This is a genomic window from Mesorhizobium qingshengii (assembly GCF_027563465.1).
Lineage (GTDB): Bacteria > Pseudomonadota > Alphaproteobacteria > Rhizobiales > Rhizobiaceae > Mesorhizobium > Mesorhizobium qingshengii_A.
This window is the reverse complement of the sequence record NZ_JAPFQA010000004.1, coordinates 251,559-268,438: the sequence shown is the minus strand read 5'-3', so window position 1 is coordinate 268,438 and position 16,880 is coordinate 251,559. Positions and strand designations below refer to the sequence as shown.

Sequence of the window (16,880 nt, the reverse complement as noted above, 5' to 3'; positions counted from 1 at the left end):
TCAGGAATCACTTGACGCTTATATAGGAAGCAAGCCCGAAACTCCAATGTCCGCAGCACTTTTCCAGTGTCATTTTTGGTGGTAATTTCAAAAGGATACCACTGATTGCGACGATATGGCCGAGGTGCTTTTTGCGAACACCGGAGCAAAGGCCAGGGTGGAGCGTGTTTCCCGAGCGAGGACCACAAGCGTGACGAACTGGACCTCGTGGCTGCCGTTCCGCTCGCTGAATGGGTGGGCACCGAAATATCTCAATGGTGATCTCGTCGCGGGTTTCACATTGGCCGCGATTGCCATTCCCGAGCAGATGGCCACCGCCCGTCTGGGCGGCTTCGCACCCGAGATCGGCTTTTTCGTCTTCGTCGCCGGATCGCTGGCCTTTGCCGTCTTCGGCGCCAGTCGCTACCTTTCGGCCGGCGCGGATTCGACCATAACGCCGCTGTTCGCGGGCGGTCTTGCCTTGCTTGCCGCCACCGGCTCGCCCCAATATCTGGCGCTTGCCGCGACACTGGCGGTGATGGTCGGGTTGGTCGTCGTGCTGTGCGGGGCGTTGCGCCTCGGCTGGATCGCCGACCTCTTGTCGGTGCCGGTCACGACCGGCTTTCTGGCCGGCATAGCCATCCACATCATCATCTCGCAACTGCCGGGACTGCTTGGCTTGCCCGCCGAAAGCAGCGATACCTTGCGGCGCGTCGGTGAGATCGCCGCCAACCTTCATCTCACCAACCCCTACAGCCTGGCGCTGGGGCTTGGCGTGTTCGCCATCGTCTTCCTCGCCGAGCGTATCAGCGCTCGTATCCCCGGCGCGCTGATCGGCCTCGTGCTGGCGACGCTGGCCGTCGTCGCCTTCGGTCTCGCGGATCGCGGCGTCGCCGTGCTTGGCGCCTTGCCGAACGGCCTGCCGCGTGCCGGCCTGCCGCTGGTCCGCCTCGGCGACATCCGGGCGCTGGTTCCACTGGCACTGCTGATTGCCATCGTCGTCATGGTGCAGACGGCGGCCACCGCCCGCTCTTTCGTCTCGCAACAGGGCGAAGCCCCGGACGTCAACCGCGATTTTGTCGGCGTTGGCGCCGGCAGCATTGCGTCGGGACTGTTTGCCGGCTTTCCGGTCAATGCCAGCCCGCCGCGCACGGCCATCGCCGCCCATACCGGCGGCCATTCGCAACTGGCAGGCCTCTTCGCCGCCGCAATCGTGCTGGCGCTCGGCGCGTTCGGTGGCGGCTTGCTGGCCAACATCCCGCAGGCGGCCCTGGCGGGCGTGCTGCTGTTCGTGGCTCGGCGTATCCTGCGCTGGCAGGTGTTCGCCAATGTCTACCGGCAGGCGCCGCTCGAATTCCTCCTGATCCTGATTACCATGGCGGCTATCGTCGTGCTGCCCATACAGATCGGTGTGGCGATCGGCATCGGCCTTTCGCTGCTGCATGGTGTGTGGAGCGCGACGCGAACGCAGCCCATCGAACTGGAGCAGGTTCCCGGCACGTCGGTCTGGTGGCCGCCGACCGTCGGAAACGCCGGCGAACGGCTGCCAGGCGTGCTGGTCGCCGCGTTTCAGGCACCTCTGTCCTTCGTCAATGCCGATCGCTTCAAACGCGGCTTCTGTGATCTGGTCGACGCCGGCAATGGACGCGTGAAACTCGTCGTGCTGGAGGCCAGCAGCATCGTCGAAATCGACTATACCGCCGCCCAGGCACTGATCGAAACCATAACGCATTGCCGCAAGGCGGGCGCGGTCTTCGCCATTGCCAGGATGGAGTCCCTGCGCGCCCAGGCGGCGCTGGCGCGGTTTGGCATCATCGACCTCGTCGGCCCGCAACGGATATTCCACAGCGTCGACGCCGCCGTGAAGGCGCTGCAATCCGGCCGTTAGTCGCCGAAACAGGAGAGCCGGACATGATCATCCAAAGAGAGCCTCTGCTGAACCCCGTCGCCGTCAAGGACCTGCGGCCGACGCAGATCACCGTCGGCATGCGGGAAGTGGCCTTGAAACGCCAGATGATCCGCACGCAGAGCGCCAGGAAGACCGGTACGTTTCTCGGCAGGCACATGGTCCCCGTCGTGCTGGGGCCAAAGAAACGCAACTACGTCACCGATCATCACCACCTCGCCCGCGCGCTGCTCGAGGAAGGCATCAAGGATGTTTTCGTCACGGTGACCAGCGACCTGTCGGCGCTCGACAAGGACGCCTTTTTCGTTGTGCTCGACAATCGCGGCTGGATGCACCCGTTCGACGAAACCGGTCGGCGGCGCGACTACGGCGCCATTCCGAAAACCATGGCTGAACTGGTCGACGATCCCTACCGAAGCATGGCGGGTGAGCTGCGCCGGCAAGGCGGCTTCGCCAAGGACACGACCCCGTTTAGCGAATTCCTGTGGGCGGATTTCCTGCGCCGGCGCATCGACCCGGACGTCGTGGCGAAAAACTTCGACAAGGCGATGAAGGAGGCACTGACGCTGGCCAAGGACAAGGACGCCGACTACCTGCCAGGCTGGTGCGGCCCGACGTCGGACTGACCTCGCAAGGCCGCGACTGCCGATGTGGCCGGCAAGGCGCCGCCGGGCCGGCGGGTGCGATAGTCGCCGGGCGTCTCACCCATGACGCGCCGAAAACGACGGTTGAAAGTCGACAGATCGTTGAAGCCGGCCGCGAAGGCGATCGCCGAGACTGTCTCGTTCGCCATACGCAGCCGCACCGCAGCGCGGTGCAGCCGTGTCCGCAGCAGGAATTGGTAGGGCGTCATCCCGGCGACCTGACGGAAAATCCGCAGGAAATGATAGGGGCTGGTTGCCGTCTCCTCGGCAAGCGCCGAAAGCGAGACCGGCCCGTCCGCATCCAGTTCGATCCGCCGCACCGCTTCGGCAACCCGTTTCTGATCACGGCGGCTCGGCGCGCGCCTGGCAGGCGTGGCGTCGGTGGCAGCCGTCACTGAAGCACCTGCGATGCGTAGGGAGAGTTCCTCGAAGGCGTCGTTGTCGGCCATGTCTCGCGCGGCTTCCGCCGTGGCCAGCAGCGGCGCGAAGGCCGGCAAAGGCGGCAGGCGTGCCGCCTCGAAGGCCAGTTTCCCGGCGCCCGGCACTTCGGCGACGATCCGTTCCATGTAGGCCGGTCCGAAATGGAACGAGAGGCAACGGTCACCGCTGCCGTGCTCGTGCCCGCACTCGTAGCACGTGCCGGGATTGCCAAGCAGAAGGGAACCGGGCGCCAGCATCGCCGTGCCTTGTTGCGCGCGATAACGGAACGTGCCGCTGGTGACCACGGCGACGCAGAAATCCCGGTGTGTTTCCTCGAACGGCCGGTCGCCGGCGCCAGCCGTGCACACCACGTCCGACACCTGCCAGCCGGGTCCGGATGCGAGTGCGCGCGTGGTCGCTGTCATGGCCGAACTATAGCAATTTTTCCCAAGCCCAGAACCCCGTGACCGCCTACCCTTCCCGGTCTCCTGACAAGAAGAGGCCGTAGCCATGTTCGACCAATCCTCCTTTGCCCAATCTTCCTTTGCACAGGCCTTGCACAGCGCCGGACCAGCAGAAGGGCTTGCCCAACAACTGGCCCTTTATGGCCGCTTCGTCGGCGCCTGGACGTTCGAGGCCTCGCGCCATCTCGAGGACGGGACCGTGCTGAGCGGGCGCGGCGAGGTGCATTTCGGCTGGGTGCTGGAAGGCCGCGCGATCCAGGATGTGTGGATCCTGCCCGCGCGCGACGCTGGCCCCTCGCCTTCCCTTGGCAAATGGACTTTTTATGGCACGACGCTGCGGGTTTACGATCCTGGCGCCGACGCCTGGCACATTTTCTGGAGCGATCCGCGCAACCAGTATTTTAGCCGCCAGCTCGGCCGTGCCGAGGGCGACACGATCGTGCAGGTGGGCGCCGACGGCACCGGCTCTTCGGTGCGCTGGAGTTTTTCCCGCATCACCGACAGCAGCTTCCGCTGGCTTGGCGAACGCTCACACGACAACGGCGCGACATGGCGGCTGGAGGTCGAGTTCCTGGCGCGCCGAGTGACAACAACCTGATGCCACAAGACATTGAATGAATGAGAAAAATATGTTCGATCACATCTCGATCGGTGTCCGCGACGCGGCAACATCCAAGCGTTTTTACGACGCCGCGCTGAAGCCGCTTGGCTACAGCTGTCTCAGCCAATCCCCGGGCTCGCTCGGCTATGGCGCACAGAGCGTCGCGCTGTGGGTCAACGAGGTGCCGCGGCCGGTACCGGCTGACGAAAAGTCCGGCCTGCATTTCTGCTTCGCCGCGCCAACGCGAGGCGGCGTCGATGCCTTTCATGCCGGTGCACTGCGCGAAGGTGGCAGCGACAATGGGACGCCGGGCCTGCGCGCTGACTACGGTGAAAACTACTATGCCGCCTTTGTCATCGATCCGGACGGCTACCGCCTCGAGGCCTATTGCGGCGCCGCCGGCTGAACCAGTCACGTCTCCAGTATCGTCGCTCCGACAGTTCCCACCGACCGGGCTTTGCTCTACCAATACCATGGTGCGGGCTCTGCCCGGTGGGAGGGGTCAGAGATGCCGAATTTCGACAGCCTGTTCAACGCCTTCGTCACCATTCTCGTGACCATCGATCCGCCCGGGCTGGCGCCGCTGTTCCTCGCCGTGACGCGCGGCATGAACCGCGAGGAGCGCCAGCAGGTTTCCGTCCGCGCCTCGGTCATCGGCTTCCTGGTGATGGCGCTGTTCGCGGTCGCAGGCGCCTCGATCCTGTCCGTGTTCGGCATCACGCTGCCGGCCTTCCGCGTCGCCGGCGGCTTCCTGCTGTTCTTCATCGCCTTCGAAATGGTGTTCGAGCGCCGGCAGGACCGCAAGGAGAAGATCGGCGACGTGGCCATCACCAAGGACATGATCCACAACATCGCCGCTTTCCCGCTGGCGATCCCGCTGATCGCCGGCCCCGGCGCCATTTCGGCGACCGTGCTGCTTTCGGGCTCGTTTCAGGGTTTTGCCGCGCAGGCGGCGCTGGTCGGCATCATCTTCGTCTGCCTCGCCATCACCTATCTGGTGTTCGTGCTGTCGGAGCGCATCGACCGCATCCTCGGCCACACCGGCCGTTCGATCCTGACGCGATTGCTCGGTGTCATCCTGGCGGCGCTTGCCGTGCAGTTCGTTGCCGACGGCGTCAAGGCGTTGATGGCAGGGTAGTGCGAAACCAACCCTGAGGCCGGCCCCTACTTCGCCGTCGTATCGATCACTTCGAAATCATGGGTGATCGTGGCGGTCTTGGCCAGCATCGCGGAGGCCGAACAGTATTTTTCGATCGACAGGTCGATTGCTCGTTTGACCTTGTCGCTGGACAGCGCCCGGCCCTTGACGACGAAATGCATGTGGATGCGTGTGAAAACCCTGGGCTCGGTTTCGGCCCGGTCGGCGTCGAGCTCGACGACGCAGTCCTCGACCGCCTCGCGCCCCTTTTCGAGGATATGCACCACGTCATAGGCCGAACAGCCACCGGTGCCGATCAGCACCAGCTCCATCGGGCTCGGGCCCGGCGTCTTGCCTTCCGGTCAGAGCGCGGTGCCCAGCACCAGTTTGTGACCGCTGCCGGATTCACCGACGAAGGTGCGCTCCTCGACCCATTTGACACGTGCTTTCACTGAACTCTTCCTTCCGACTGTATCGCGGGGATCATTGACCGAACACGACCGCGTGCATGATGCGGCCGGGCAGCAGCGTGAAGATGCCGGCACCGATCAGAGCGAAAACATAGAGCTTGATCATGGCGCCCCGATGCTTTTCGACGCGATGGGTGTGCGCGTGCCACACCGCCAGGGGAACGGTGACCAGCACGAGGATCGACAGCAGATGGATCGGGCTGAAGCGGCCGATCAGGCGGATCTGCTGGATCCAGAAACTGCTGATGGCAATGACCAGCATCAGCGCCGCCCAGACATAGCCAGCGATGCGATGACGCGGCGTTCCTTTCGGCAGCGCCAGCTGCGAGGCCCCTATCGCCAATGCGGCAAAGGCGGCGAACGCATGCCAAGGAATTGGAGAGGGCGCGGCAAGCAGCGGTTGCAGCGACATCGCCCCTCTCCTGTATCTGCTTCTCGTCAGCCGTCAGTTGGTCTCAGAACGGAATTTCGTCGTCCAGTTCGCGCGACGAACCGCCGCCACCCTTGGGAGCGCCGCCGCCACGATTGAAGCTCTCGCTCGGGCTGGACTGGCCGAAATCGGAACCACGGCTGCTGCCGCCACCGGAATAGCCGCCGACCTGGCCACCTTCACCCTGCCCACGCGCGTCGAGCATCTGCAGCTCGCCACGGAATTTCTGCAGCACGACTTCCGTCGTGTACTTGTCGTTGCCGGTCTGGTCCTGCCATTTGCGCGTCTGCAACTGGCCCTCGACATAGACCTTCATGCCCTTCTTCAGATATTGCTCGGCCACCTTGGCGAGCTGGTCATTGAAGATGACGACGTTGTGCCACTCGGTCTTTTCCTTGCGCTCGCCGGAATTCTTGTCACGCCAGCTTTCCGACGTCGCAATGCGGATGTTGACGACCGGCTCGCCGGAATTCAGCCGGCGGACTTCAGGGTCCGCGCCGAGATTGCCGACCAGAATGACTTTGTTGACGCTACCCGCCATCTTATTTCTCCGCGCTCATCCGAAACTATTTTTTGTTGGCGCACCTTACAGGCTCCGGACGATCCCCGCCTGCCGTGGCTGCCTTTTCCCACAAGGTTTTTGTTCCCTTTTCGTTCCTATATGCATCGCCGCTGATTGTCAAGGAATGGCAGCAATGCCCGAGGCCCGTATATGGGTTTCAAAACAGCACTTGCCAAATCGATAAGTATCGACTTATGCTTTTGCCATGATCGAAGCAGAGATTTTCCGGGCCTTGGCCGACCCGACGCGCCGCGCCGTCTACGAGCGCCTCGCCACCAGCGAGATGAGCGTGTCGGAACTGCGCAGCGGCATGACGGTGTCGCAGCCGGCGGTGTCTCAGCATCTGGCGGTGTTGCGCGGCGCTGGCCTGGTGGTCGAGCGGCGGGCCGGCCGCAACGCCTACTATCGTGCCGATCCGCAAGGGCTTGCTCCCCTGCTCTCCTGGATCGAACGCTACCGGATCTTCTGGCCGGAGCGCATCGATAGGCTGAAGGCGGTTTTGAAGGACATGGATCAATGAAGGACACCGGATCAATGACCAACGAGAGCCAGGGCGAAGCCGCTCCCGATGCACTCGAGTTCGAATATGACCTTGCCGAGCCGCCGGAAAAGGTGTGGCGGGCGCTGACCATGCCGGACCTGCTCGCCGCCTGGATGATGCCGAACGACATCAGGCCGGAGATCGGCAATCGTTTTGCCTTCGCCGGACCGGGCGCGCCGATCGAATGCGAAATTCTCGACGCCGAGCCCGAACGACTTTTGCGTTATTCCTGGCGCGAGCGGCCGCAGCAAGGCGATGCCGCGCGGCAGGACCCGCTCGACAGCACCGTCACTTTTACACTCGCCCGCACCATCTCGGGCGGCACGCACCTGCGCATTGTCCATGACGGTTTTGCCCGAACGGCAATGCCCGCGTTCACCATGGCGGGCGCCGGCTGCCGGCTTTCACTGGGATTGCGCGGAGCCGGACAGCCCATCGCCGCGAACACGCCCTTGCTGTTGCTGCGCGCGGCCTGAACAACGAAACCAACGGAGAGAAGTGATGAGCGGCCTTGCCAATCTGGTGCCGATGGTGATCGAGCAATCGAGCCGCGGCGAACGCGCCTTCGACATCTTCTCGCGGTTGCTGCGCGAGCGCATCGTCTTCATTAACGGAGAGATCAACGACGACGTCTCGGCGCTGGTCTGCGCGCAACTGCTGTCGCTGGAATCGGACAATCCCGACAAGGAGATTTCACTCTACATCAACTCGCCCGGCGGCGTGGTGACCAGCGGTTTCGCCATCTACGACACGATGCAATACATCAGTTGCCCGGTGTCGACCGTGTGCATGGGCTTTGCCGCTTCGATGGCCTCGTTCCTGCTGATGGCCGGCACGGCCGGACGCCGGATCTCCCTGCCGAACGCCACCATCCTGCTGCATCAGCCGCTGGGCGGATTCCAGGGCCAGGCCTCCGACATCCAGCGCCATGCCGAGCGCATCGGCCAGACAAAGCGGCACATGGCCGAACTCTATGCGCAGCATTGCGGCCGCACCTATGAGGAGGTCGAACGCACACTCGATCGCGATCACTTCATGACGGCCCGCGAGGCCCAAGCCTGGGGCATCGTCGACCATGTTTTCGATACGCGCAAGCAGGCCGCGTGAAGGCACGCAGCCGCCGCGCTGAACAGAGGTCGATCGGCCGCCGGCGATTTTTGCCGCCGCCGCTCTGGCTTCGCCCCGGTCGCGGCACTATGGTTGGCCAATGCTCCTCAAGGTTTCACATACTGGTTTGAACCGGCTGATTGCTGGCGTCGCCGCCGCTGCCATCACCTGCGGCACTGCCGTTGCCGGAGACAGCTCGCCAAATCCACAGCAGGGCGCGCTGCCCGGCGTGACAAGCGATTATCGCATCGCCAAGCCGGCCCCCGAGCCCGAACCCGACGATGCGCTCCCCAGCAATGGGAATGGCCAGTTCAAGATCGGCGATACGGATGTCAGGATTTCCGGCAGCATCACTGTCGATATGGGTGCTGGTGCAATCGGACTGCCGCGTCACTGACGTTGCGCGTGCCAAAATACCGTCGCGCACAAAAAAACAGCCCCGCCGTGCTTTGAGCAACGGACGGGGCTTTTCTGGATCTAAAATCCATATTTTGCCGGGAGTGTACTGCCGGCGTTTGATTTCGGATGCTTCGCGGTATTCAGCCGACGATCCGACTAGCAGTCTCTGATTTTTGTGGGATATGGCAGGTCACGGTTTGTCGGGCGGCGCAAACGCCTGGCCCTGGCACTTATGCCTGCCGCGGCTCCAGCGACACGTGGAGCCTCAAGGGACTGTCCGGTGGCGTCATGCTCCGCTCCTTGTCCATTGCGACGTTGTCGTCCCGAAGCGCCAATCGCAAATGCCTGCGGCGTCTCGCAAGCCGCCTCTGGGCGGCGAGGCCATCGAAAGACGGCCGGCTTCGTTGACCATTGGAGTCTGCTCCCCTGAGTCGGGGACGTCAACCGTTCAATAGCCGATTATGAAAAATGTGATCGCCAGGCCTCCTGAAGCAATGGTGGATATTCCAGCTTTTGTCAGGAGCATGTTCGACCTTTGTTCTTTCTGCTTGCCCCTTTGCGCGAAAGACGGTTAAACGCTTCTGATCGAGAGTTGTGGCGTCTCTCGACGTGGCGGCAAAAAAACCTACATAGGGGATGGCCGGGAAACACCCGCCAATCCCACGAATTCCAGATTTGAGGCGGCGACCGGCGATGGCCGACCATAAATACCTTTCCATTCGCGGGGCGCGCGAACACAATTTGAAGAATGTCGATCTTGACCTGCCGCGTGACAGCCTGATTGTCATGACCGGCCTGTCAGGGTCCGGCAAATCGTCACTTGCCTTCGACACCATCTACGCCGAAGGCCAGCGCCGCTATGTCGAAAGCCTTTCGGCCTACGCGCGGCAATTCCTCGAAATGATGCAGAAGCCGGACGTCGATCAGATCGATGGCCTGTCGCCCGCCATCTCAATCGAGCAGAAGACCACCTCGAAGAACCCACGTTCGACGGTCGGCACCGTCACCGAGATCTACGACTATATGCGCCTGCTCTTCGCGCGCGTCGGTGTCCCTTATTCGCCGGCTACCGGCCTGCCGATCGAAAGCCAGACGGTCAGCCAAATGGTCGACCGCGTGCTGGCCGTCGAGGAAGGCACGCGCCTGTTCATCCTGGCGCCGATGGTGCGCGGCCGTAAGGGCGAGTACCGCAAGGAATTGCTGGAGCTGCAGAAGAAGGGCTTTCAGCGCGTCAAGGTCGACGGCGTTTTCTATGAGATCGCCGACGTGCCGGCGCTGGACAAGAAGTACAAGCACGACCTCGACGTCGTCGTCGACCGCATCGTCGTGCGCGGCGATCTCGCCACCCGGCTTGCCGACTCCATCGAGACGGCGCTGAAGCTGGCCGACGGGCTGGCGGTGGCCGAATTCGCCGACAGGCCGCTCGACGCCAGCCAGACCGGCGAGGATTCGGTCAACAAGTCCAAGAACGAGACGCATGAGCGCATCCTGTTTTCGGAAAAATTCGCTTGCCCGGTCTCCGGCTTCACCATTCCGGAAATCGAGCCGCGCCTGTTCTCCTTCAACAACCCGTTCGGCGCCTGCCCGACCTGCGATGGCCTCGGCAGCCAGCGCGCCATCGATCCCAACCTCGTCGTGCCCGACGAGAACGTATCGCTGCGCGACGGCGCCGTCAGCCCGTGGGCGAAGTCGACCTCGCCCTACTACGCGCAGACGCTGGAAGCGCTGGGCAAGGCCTATGGCTTCAAGCTCGGCGACAAGTTCAAGGACCTGACGGTTGAAGCTCAGGAAGCCATCCTGCGCGGCACCGGCGAGCGCGAAATCACTTTCCAGTATGATGACGGGTTGCGTTCCTACAAGACGACCAAGACTTTCGAGGGCGTCATTCCCAATCTCGAGCGGCGCTGGAAGGAGACCGAATCCGCCTGGATGCGGGAGGAAATCGAGCGCTTCATGTCGGCCACCCCTTGCCCGGTGTGCAAGGGCTATCGGTTGAAGCCCGAGTCGCTGGCCGTGAAAATCGCTGGCAAGCATATCGGCGAAGTCACCGAGCTTTCCATCCGCAAGGCCGACCAGTGGTTCACGGACCTGCCGGCGTCGCTCAACGACAAGCAGAACGAGATCGCGGTGCGCGTCCTCAAGGAGATCCGCGAGCGGCTGCGCTTCCTCAACGATGTCGGGCTCGATTATCTGACACTGTCGCGCAATTCCGGCACGCTGTCGGGCGGTGAGAGCCAGCGTATCCGCCTGGCCTCGCAGATCGGCTCCGGCCTCACCGGCGTGCTCTATGTTCTGGACGAGCCGTCGATCGGCCTGCACCAGCGCGACAATGCCCGCCTGCTCGACACGCTGAAGCACCTGCGCGACATCGGCAACACCGTGATCGTCGTCGAGCATGACGAGGACGCCATCCTGCATGCCGACTATGTCGTCGACATGGGTCCGGCCGCCGGCATCCATGGCGGCGAGATCATCGCGCAGGGTACGCCACAGCAGGTCATGGCCAACCCCAATTCGATCACCGGCAAATATCTGTCGGGCGCATTGGAAGTGGCGACGCCTGGCGTGCGGCGCGAGGCCAAGAAGAACCGGCGGCTGAAGATCGTCGGCGCGCGCGGCAACAATCTGAAGAACGTCACCGCGGAAATCCCGCTCGGCACCTTCACCGCCGTGACCGGCGTGTCGGGCGGCGGCAAGTCGACCTTCCTGATCGAGACGCTGTTCAAGGCCGCGTCGCGCCGTATCATGGGCTCGCGCGAACATCCCGCCGAGCACGACCGCATCGAGGGTCTCGAATTCCTCGACAAGGTCATCGACATCGACCAGTCGCCAATCGGGCGGACGCCGCGCTCCAACCCGGCCACCTATACCGGCGCCTTCACGCCTATCCGTGACTGGTTCGCCGGCCTTCCCGAAGCCAAGGCGCGCGGTTATCAACCCGGCCGTTTCTCGTTCAACGTCAAGGGCGGCCGCTGCGAGGCCTGCCAGGGCGACGGCGTCATCAAGATCGAGATGCACTTCCTGCCCGACGTCTACGTCACCTGCGACGTCTGCCACGGCAAGCGCTACAACCGCGAGACGCTCGACGTGCTGTTCAAGGGCAAGTCGATCGCCGACGTGCTCGACATGACGGTCGAGGAAGGCGTCGATTTCTTCGCCGCCGTGCCCGGCGTGCGCGACAAGCTCGACACGCTGAAGCAGGTTGGCCTTGGCTATATCCATATCGGCCAGCAGGCGACGACGCTGTCGGGCGGCGAGGCGCAGCGCATCAAGCTCGCCAAGGAACTGTCGCGCAAGGCGACCGGCAAGACGCTCTACATCCTCGACGAGCCGACCACCGGCCTGCATTTCCACGACGTCGCCAAGCTCCTGGAAGTGCTGCACGAACTGGTCGACCAGGGCAACACGGTGGTGGTCATCGAGCACAATCTCGAAGTCATCAAGACCGCCGACTGGGTGCTGGACCTCGGTCCCGAAGGTGGCGATGGCGGCGGCGAACTGGTGGCGTCCGGCACGCCGGAAGCAATCGTGCGCGAGAAGCGCAGCTACACCGGCCAGTTCCTCAAGGAGCTCCTGGAGCGGCGCCCCGGAGGCAAACGCGAAGCGGCGGAGTGATGGCCGGATCGCTTGGAGCCTGCTGGAGAGCTTTTGAATGACCCTCAGAAAAGCCCTTGCCTGTGATCTCCAAACTGTCGTCTCGCTAACCACGGCGGCCTATGCCCCCTATTCCGCGCTGTTTGGCGCACCGCCGATCCCGGTCACCGAGGATTATGCGCCACGCATCGCAGGCGGCGAGGTCTGGCTCTTGGAGAGTGGCGGCGAGTTGGCTGGACTGCTGACGCTCGAGCGGCATGACGATCACGCCATGATCTTCTCCGTGGCTGTCGCGCCAGAATTTCAGGGCAAGGGCTTCGGCATCGCGCCGCTCAAGCACGCGGATGAACAGACCCGCCTGTGGGGCTTGCCGGAGGTACGCCTCTACACCAATGCCAGGATGGAGCGGAACATCGCGCTTTATCTGGCCTATGGTTTCCACGAGACCGGTCGCCGGCCCAATCCCTACCGGCCGGGATGGATGCTCGTCGACATGGCGAAGGCGATGTGATGCAGGCCGGAAGCTCTATGGAAAACAAACTGACCTTGGGTGGTGTGGTCCGCTCGTCGCATGCTTACGGCGCCGACTATTTGTCCGAATTCCAGCGCATCCTGCTGCAGCATGTAAAACCCGGCACGCGAGCCTATCTGGAATGGGGCGCGGGCCACACAACGCTGGCGATGCTTGAGTTGAGGCATCAGCTCGCCATCGACAATCTGTTTTCGATCGACGACAATCAGTCCTTCCTCGATCAACTCCTGCCTCAGCTGCCGCGGTGGAGCGGTTTCCATCCGATCTGCCTCGACCTCCGGGGCCCCATGCTCGGCGACCGCGATCCGGAACTCAACTATTCGACCTGGCCGTTCAGCCTGAAGCGCAAATTCGACTTCATCTTCATTGACGGCCGGCGCCGGATGGAATGCGCGTTCATGGCGACACTGCTATGTCACGCCGATACGATCGTCATGTTGCATGACTATCGCCGCGCACGCTATCAGCCGATCAAGGCTCTCTACGATATCGTCGAGGACGGAAATCAGTTTCGCGTTATGCGGCTGCGGAAAGGCCTTTACCCCTCGGGAACCCCGACAATCTTTCCAGCGGATTGGCGGCCGCCCGCCTGATCGAAATAGCCGTTTGCGGATCGAATTTGACCAACGCAATACCTAGCGAAAACATGTTGGAGGAGAAGTCCATGGGCAAATCGGGAACAATCCGTTCGGGTATGGGCGGCTGGACCTTCGAGCCCTGGGACACGTCCTTCTATCCCGACAAACTGTCCAAGGCGAAGCAACTGCACTATGCCAGCCGGCAAGTGCCGAGCATCGAGGTCAACGGCACCTATTATTCGAGCTTCAAGGAGCCGACCTTCGTCAAATGGGCAAGCGAGGCGCCCGACGGGTTCGTCTATGCGCTGAAGGGCAACCGCTTCGTCACCAACCGCCGCGTGCTCGGCGAGGCCGGCGAATCGATGATGCGTTTCCTTGGCTCGGGCGTTGCCGCACTCGGCGAAAAGCTCGGACCGATCCTGTGGCAGTTCGCGCCGACCAAGAAATTCGATCCCGATGATTTCGAAGCCTTTCTGAAACTGCTTCCGGCAAAGCAGGACGGTGTTGCGCTGCGCCATGCGGTCGAGGTCCGCAACGACAGCTTCATCGTGCCGGAATTCGTTGCGCTCGCTCGCAAATACAAGGTCGCGATCGTCTATGCCGACCATGCCAAATATCCTGCGATCGCCGACGTCACCGCCGATTTCATCTATGCCCGGCTGCAGACCGGCAGCGATGACAATCCGGACTGCTACACGCCGAAAGGTCTCGATGAGTGGGCGGCACGCGCAAGGACCTGGGCGGAAGGCAAGGTGCCAGCCGACCTGGCGCGCGCGGATCCCGCCACCGAGGCGCCCGTGCAGCCACGCGACGTGTTCGTCTACTTCATCACCGAGGGCAAGGTGCGCGCGCCATTCGGGGCGATGGCGCTGATGAAACGCGTGAGCTAGAGGGCGGGGACGGCTGCCCTTCAGCTTCTTGTCCTGAGCCTCGGATCCCAAAACCGGTTTCCACTTTGCTTCAGATCCCTTGACGCAGCGGAATCGCGCATCTTCGCCCTCATCGTAACCTTATCGATACCTCCTTGCTGCATGAATCCAGCTTGGCCAAGTCGCATATCCGGGACCGCCGCGGGCAAGGAACGAGGGGCATGTCGCTCGACTACAACTCACTTCTGCTGGCAGTTGGTTTTTCGGCTGCCTGCCTGAGCCTGACGTTGTTCGGCACGTGGCTGACCGCTCGTACGGACAAGTTCCTGCTGACATGGGCGATCAGCGCACTGCTGGTGGTCGGCGACGTCTTCACCTATGACGCCTACATTGCCACGCCCGGACGTGTCCTCGGGTTGGCCACCTTCACCTTGCTGCTTGTCGGCTTCTCGATGATGCTTGGCGCCGCCCATCAGTTCAGAAGCGGCGGCTCACCCATGCCAGGTATCCTGATGGGTAGCGGCATTTCGCTTGCGCTGACGCTACCGCCCATGGCTCTAGGCTATGACGGTCTCGGCTTCATGTTCGAAAACATGTTCGCCGCGCTGCTTTTGTTCGCGACGGCGGCCGAATACTGGAAGGGGCGCGCCGAGGCCCCTGCCCTGGCGATCGGTGCCGCCGTGCTCTATTCGGCAACGGCCACATCCTTCGTGCTGTGTGCTGCGGCACTGGCATGGGATGGCAGGCTGATCCTTGGACATGCACCAAGCAACTGGGCCGAGGATCTGAGCCTCATCGTCGTCATCGCCAGCATGACCGGCATTGGCGCCTTGTCGCTGGCGCTCAATCAGGGACGCCTGGCCAGACATCACCGCCGCAATGCGCTGACCGATCCCTTGACCGGCCTGCTTAACCGCCGCGCCTTGTTCGATCTGCATGGCAATGCACCAGTCGGCGCATTCACCGCCGTGGTCGTGTTCGATCTCGACAGCTTCAAGGCCATCAACGATGAATTTGGCCACGCCGCGGGCGATGAAGTCCTGAAGGTATTTGCCGGCGAACTCGCCGGCAATCTTCGACCGACCGACGTCGCCGCACGCATGGGCGGCGAGGAATTCGCGCTGGTGTTGAAACGGACCTTGCCCGAAACGGTGGAGGCCACCGCGGAGACGATACGGGCAGCTTTCGCCGCGTACCGCATCGAAACCGAGGCGGGGCCCCTGACATGCACGGTCAGCGCTGGATTTGCTTTCGGCACCAAGGAAGGTCTCAGCTTCGACAAGGTGCTCAGCGCCGCCGACAAGGCGCTCTACGCCGCCAAGCGCGGCGGCCGCAACCAAGTCACCGCCTCGGCATTCCGCCGCGCGGGCTAACTGCGATCCTGACATGTCGACCGCGATGGCCGCCTTGCCTGTTTCAGCAAGACGATCCTGAGAGGAGAAGGCAGCTTTACGCCGCCATCACGATTTCATTGAAGGCATCGAGGTCGACATAGAAGACCTTGGTGATTTCCTCGATCAGCTCGTCGTATTCGTACCCTTGGGACCTCAATATGTTGATGGCGGTGATGATGTCGACGCGCTCCGTAAGCCGCCGTTTCTGGTAATCTTCGACATAGCGTTCCATGGCTGTCCCTTGGCCTGTGTGCCCAAACGCGTTGAACGACAAACAGATCGCAGGAGGGAAGTTAGGAAGCCTTGCTTGCGTGGAACTTGCCGGCTGAAGCCTGCGCCTTCCCCTGATCTGCAACCAACCAGACTGATACGGAAAGCGGCCGACTCACCAAGGCCAATCAAAGACTAACACGCCATGGTCGACGTGCCAGGGTTGCGCAGGTGTCTTTGAAGAAAGATTGGGCACCACGGCGCGGGTGACGACCAGACGGACTACACCGTCAGGAACTTGCGAACGTCCGCCCTGTCGAGATCTTCCGCCGGACCAGTGTGGACAATCAGCCCCCGGTCCATGATGTTCACCTCGTCGGCGAGTTCGCGGCAGAAATCGAGATACTGTTCGACCAGGAGCACGGCAATGCCGGCCTGGTCGCGCAAATAGCGGATGGCACGGCCGATATCCTTGATGATCGAAGGCTGGATGCCTTCCGTCGGCTCGTCGAGCACCAGCAGTTTCGGCCGCATCACCAATGCCCTGCCAATAGCAAGCTGCTGCTGCTGGCCGCCGGAAAGGTCACCGCCACGGCGACCCTGCATCTGCTTCAGGACCGGAAACAGCTCGAAGACATGGGCGGGCACATTGCGGTCGGCCCGTTTCAGCGGCGCGAAGCCTGATTCGAGGTTTTCCCGCACCGTCAGCAGCGGAAAGATCTCCCTGCCCTGCGGTACGAATGCGATGCCCGACCGGGCGCGGTCATACGCCGCGCTCCGGTCGAGCGCCTTCCCCTCGAAGGCAACGCTTCCGCTCGTCAGCCGATGGTGGCCAACGATCGATCTCATCAAACTGGTCTTGCCGACGCCGTTGCGGCCGAGCACGCAGGTGATCTTGCCGGCGCCCGCCTTCAGCGACACGCCACGCAGCGCCTGGGCGGCGCCGTAATGAAGCGTGGCATCAGAAACTTCGAGCATGTCAGCGCCTTCTCCAGAACCTCAGGAAGGACAGATCGAAGCGATGGAACTGAACCCGCCACAC

19 protein-coding genes and 1 pseudogene are annotated in these 16,880 nt (G+C 62.8%); 14 read left to right on the top strand and 6 right to left on the bottom strand.

Annotated elements, in window-relative coordinates:
* Positions 1–115 precede the first annotated feature (115 nt).
* Both OOJ09_RS12505 and OOJ09_RS12500 read left to right on the top strand, forming a co-directional pair.
* The gene (locus tag OOJ09_RS12505; protein ID WP_269905508.1) at positions 116–1,867 is read left to right on the top strand and encodes a SulP family inorganic anion transporter; all 1,752 of its coding nucleotides are present in this window, start codon (positions 116–118) and stop codon (positions 1,865–1,867) included.
* 23 nt (positions 1,868–1,890) lie between these two features.
* Positions 1,891–2,511, top strand: coding sequence for a ParB-like protein (locus OOJ09_RS12500; RefSeq protein WP_269905507.1), 621 nt, complete (start codon positions 1,891–1,893; stop codon positions 2,509–2,511).
* Here OOJ09_RS12500 and OOJ09_RS12495 read toward each other — a convergent pair.
* Positions 2,475–3,374, bottom strand: a complete 900-nt coding sequence (locus OOJ09_RS12495; RefSeq protein WP_269905506.1) for a helix-turn-helix transcriptional regulator — start codon at positions 3,372–3,374, stop codon at positions 2,475–2,477. The genes OOJ09_RS12500 and OOJ09_RS12495 overlap by 37 nt on opposite strands.
* An 85-nt stretch (positions 3,375–3,459) precedes the next feature.
* Between OOJ09_RS12495 and OOJ09_RS12490 the strand changes: the two genes are divergently transcribed.
* The 3 genes from OOJ09_RS12490 (at position 3,460) to OOJ09_RS12480 (ending at position 5,152) form a co-directional block, all read left to right on the top strand.
* Positions 3,460–4,011: a hypothetical protein gene (locus OOJ09_RS12490; RefSeq protein WP_269905505.1), complete on the top strand. Its 552-nt coding sequence runs from the start codon at positions 3,460–3,462 to the stop codon at positions 4,009–4,011.
* 31 nt (positions 4,012–4,042) lie between these two features.
* Entirely contained in the window at positions 4,043–4,420 is a 378-nt protein-coding gene (locus OOJ09_RS12485) for a VOC family protein (protein WP_269905651.1), read from the top strand.
* Positions 4,421–4,522: 102 nt separating this feature from the next.
* Positions 4,523–5,152 carry a MarC family protein gene (locus tag OOJ09_RS12480; RefSeq protein WP_269905504.1) on the top strand — a complete coding sequence of 210 codons (630 nt, stop codon included), beginning with the start codon at positions 4,523–4,525 and terminating at the stop codon, positions 5,150–5,152.
* Between the two features lie 26 nt (positions 5,153–5,178).
* On the opposite strand, the pseudogene OOJ09_RS12475 reads toward OOJ09_RS12480, so the two are convergent.
* The 3 genes and pseudogenes from OOJ09_RS12475 to OOJ09_RS12465 form a co-directional block, all read right to left on the bottom strand.
* Positions 5,179–5,604, bottom strand: a pseudogene (locus OOJ09_RS12475) (OsmC family protein).
* Between the two features lie 31 nt (positions 5,605–5,635).
* A complete protein-coding gene (locus OOJ09_RS12470) occupies positions 5,636–6,034 on the bottom strand; it encodes a DUF2306 domain-containing protein (RefSeq protein WP_269905503.1) in 399 nt (132 codons plus the stop codon).
* A 43-nt stretch (positions 6,035–6,077) separates the two neighbouring features.
* The gene (locus tag OOJ09_RS12465; RefSeq protein WP_269905502.1) at positions 6,078–6,593 is read right to left on the bottom strand and encodes a single-stranded DNA-binding protein; all 516 of its coding nucleotides are present in this window, start codon (positions 6,591–6,593) and stop codon (positions 6,078–6,080) included.
* Positions 6,594–6,819: 226 nt separating this feature from the next.
* Between OOJ09_RS12465 and OOJ09_RS12460 the strand changes: the two genes are divergently transcribed.
* The 9 genes from OOJ09_RS12460 (at position 6,820) to OOJ09_RS12420 (ending at position 15,607) form a co-directional block, all read left to right on the top strand.
* On the top strand, positions 6,820–7,134 hold the full coding sequence (locus OOJ09_RS12460) for an ArsR/SmtB family transcription factor (protein WP_269905501.1): 315 nt from the start codon (positions 6,820–6,822) through the stop codon (positions 7,132–7,134).
* Positions 7,131–7,631 carry an SRPBCC family protein gene (locus tag OOJ09_RS12455; protein WP_269905500.1) on the top strand — a complete coding sequence of 167 codons (501 nt, stop codon included), beginning with the start codon at positions 7,131–7,133 and terminating at the stop codon, positions 7,629–7,631. The genes OOJ09_RS12460 and OOJ09_RS12455 overlap by 4 nt, the downstream gene beginning before the upstream one ends.
* Positions 7,632–7,656: 25 nt before the next feature.
* Positions 7,657–8,262: an ATP-dependent Clp protease proteolytic subunit gene (locus OOJ09_RS12450; protein ID WP_269905499.1), complete on the top strand. Its 606-nt coding sequence runs from the start codon at positions 7,657–7,659 to the stop codon at positions 8,260–8,262.
* Between the two features lie 100 nt (positions 8,263–8,362).
* Complete coding sequence (locus OOJ09_RS12445; protein WP_269905498.1) at positions 8,363–8,659, top strand: hypothetical protein; 297 nt, start codon at positions 8,363–8,365, stop codon at positions 8,657–8,659.
* Between the two features lie 695 nt (positions 8,660–9,354).
* Positions 9,355–12,276 carry an excinuclease ABC subunit UvrA gene (gene uvrA, locus OOJ09_RS12440; protein ID WP_269905497.1) on the top strand — a complete coding sequence of 974 codons (2,922 nt, stop codon included), beginning with the start codon at positions 9,355–9,357 and terminating at the stop codon, positions 12,274–12,276.
* Positions 12,277–12,313: 37 nt separating this feature from the next.
* Positions 12,314–12,766, top strand: coding sequence for a GNAT family N-acetyltransferase (locus tag OOJ09_RS12435; RefSeq protein WP_269905496.1), 453 nt, complete (start codon positions 12,314–12,316; stop codon positions 12,764–12,766).
* Between the two features lie 17 nt (positions 12,767–12,783).
* Positions 12,784–13,380: a hypothetical protein gene (locus OOJ09_RS12430; protein ID WP_269905495.1), complete on the top strand. Its 597-nt coding sequence runs from the start codon at positions 12,784–12,786 to the stop codon at positions 13,378–13,380.
* 71 nt (positions 13,381–13,451) lie between these two features.
* On the top strand, positions 13,452–14,255 hold the full coding sequence (locus OOJ09_RS12425) for a DUF72 domain-containing protein (RefSeq protein ID WP_269905494.1): 804 nt from the start codon (positions 13,452–13,454) through the stop codon (positions 14,253–14,255).
* 200 nt (positions 14,256–14,455) lie between these two features.
* Positions 14,456–15,607: a GGDEF domain-containing protein gene (locus OOJ09_RS12420; protein WP_269905493.1), complete on the top strand. Its 1,152-nt coding sequence runs from the start codon at positions 14,456–14,458 to the stop codon at positions 15,605–15,607.
* A 76-nt stretch (positions 15,608–15,683) separates the two neighbouring features.
* Here OOJ09_RS12420 and OOJ09_RS12415 read toward each other — a convergent pair whose 3' ends face one another.
* Both OOJ09_RS12415 and urtE read right to left on the bottom strand, forming a co-directional pair.
* Positions 15,684–15,860: a hypothetical protein gene (locus tag OOJ09_RS12415; RefSeq protein WP_269905492.1), complete on the bottom strand. Its 177-nt coding sequence runs from the start codon at positions 15,858–15,860 to the stop codon at positions 15,684–15,686.
* Between the two features lie 260 nt (positions 15,861–16,120).
* Positions 16,121–16,816 carry an urea ABC transporter ATP-binding subunit UrtE gene (urtE, locus tag OOJ09_RS12410; protein WP_269905491.1) on the bottom strand — a complete coding sequence of 232 codons (696 nt, stop codon included), beginning with the start codon at positions 16,814–16,816 and terminating at the stop codon, positions 16,121–16,123.
* Positions 16,817–16,880 lie beyond the last annotated feature (64 nt).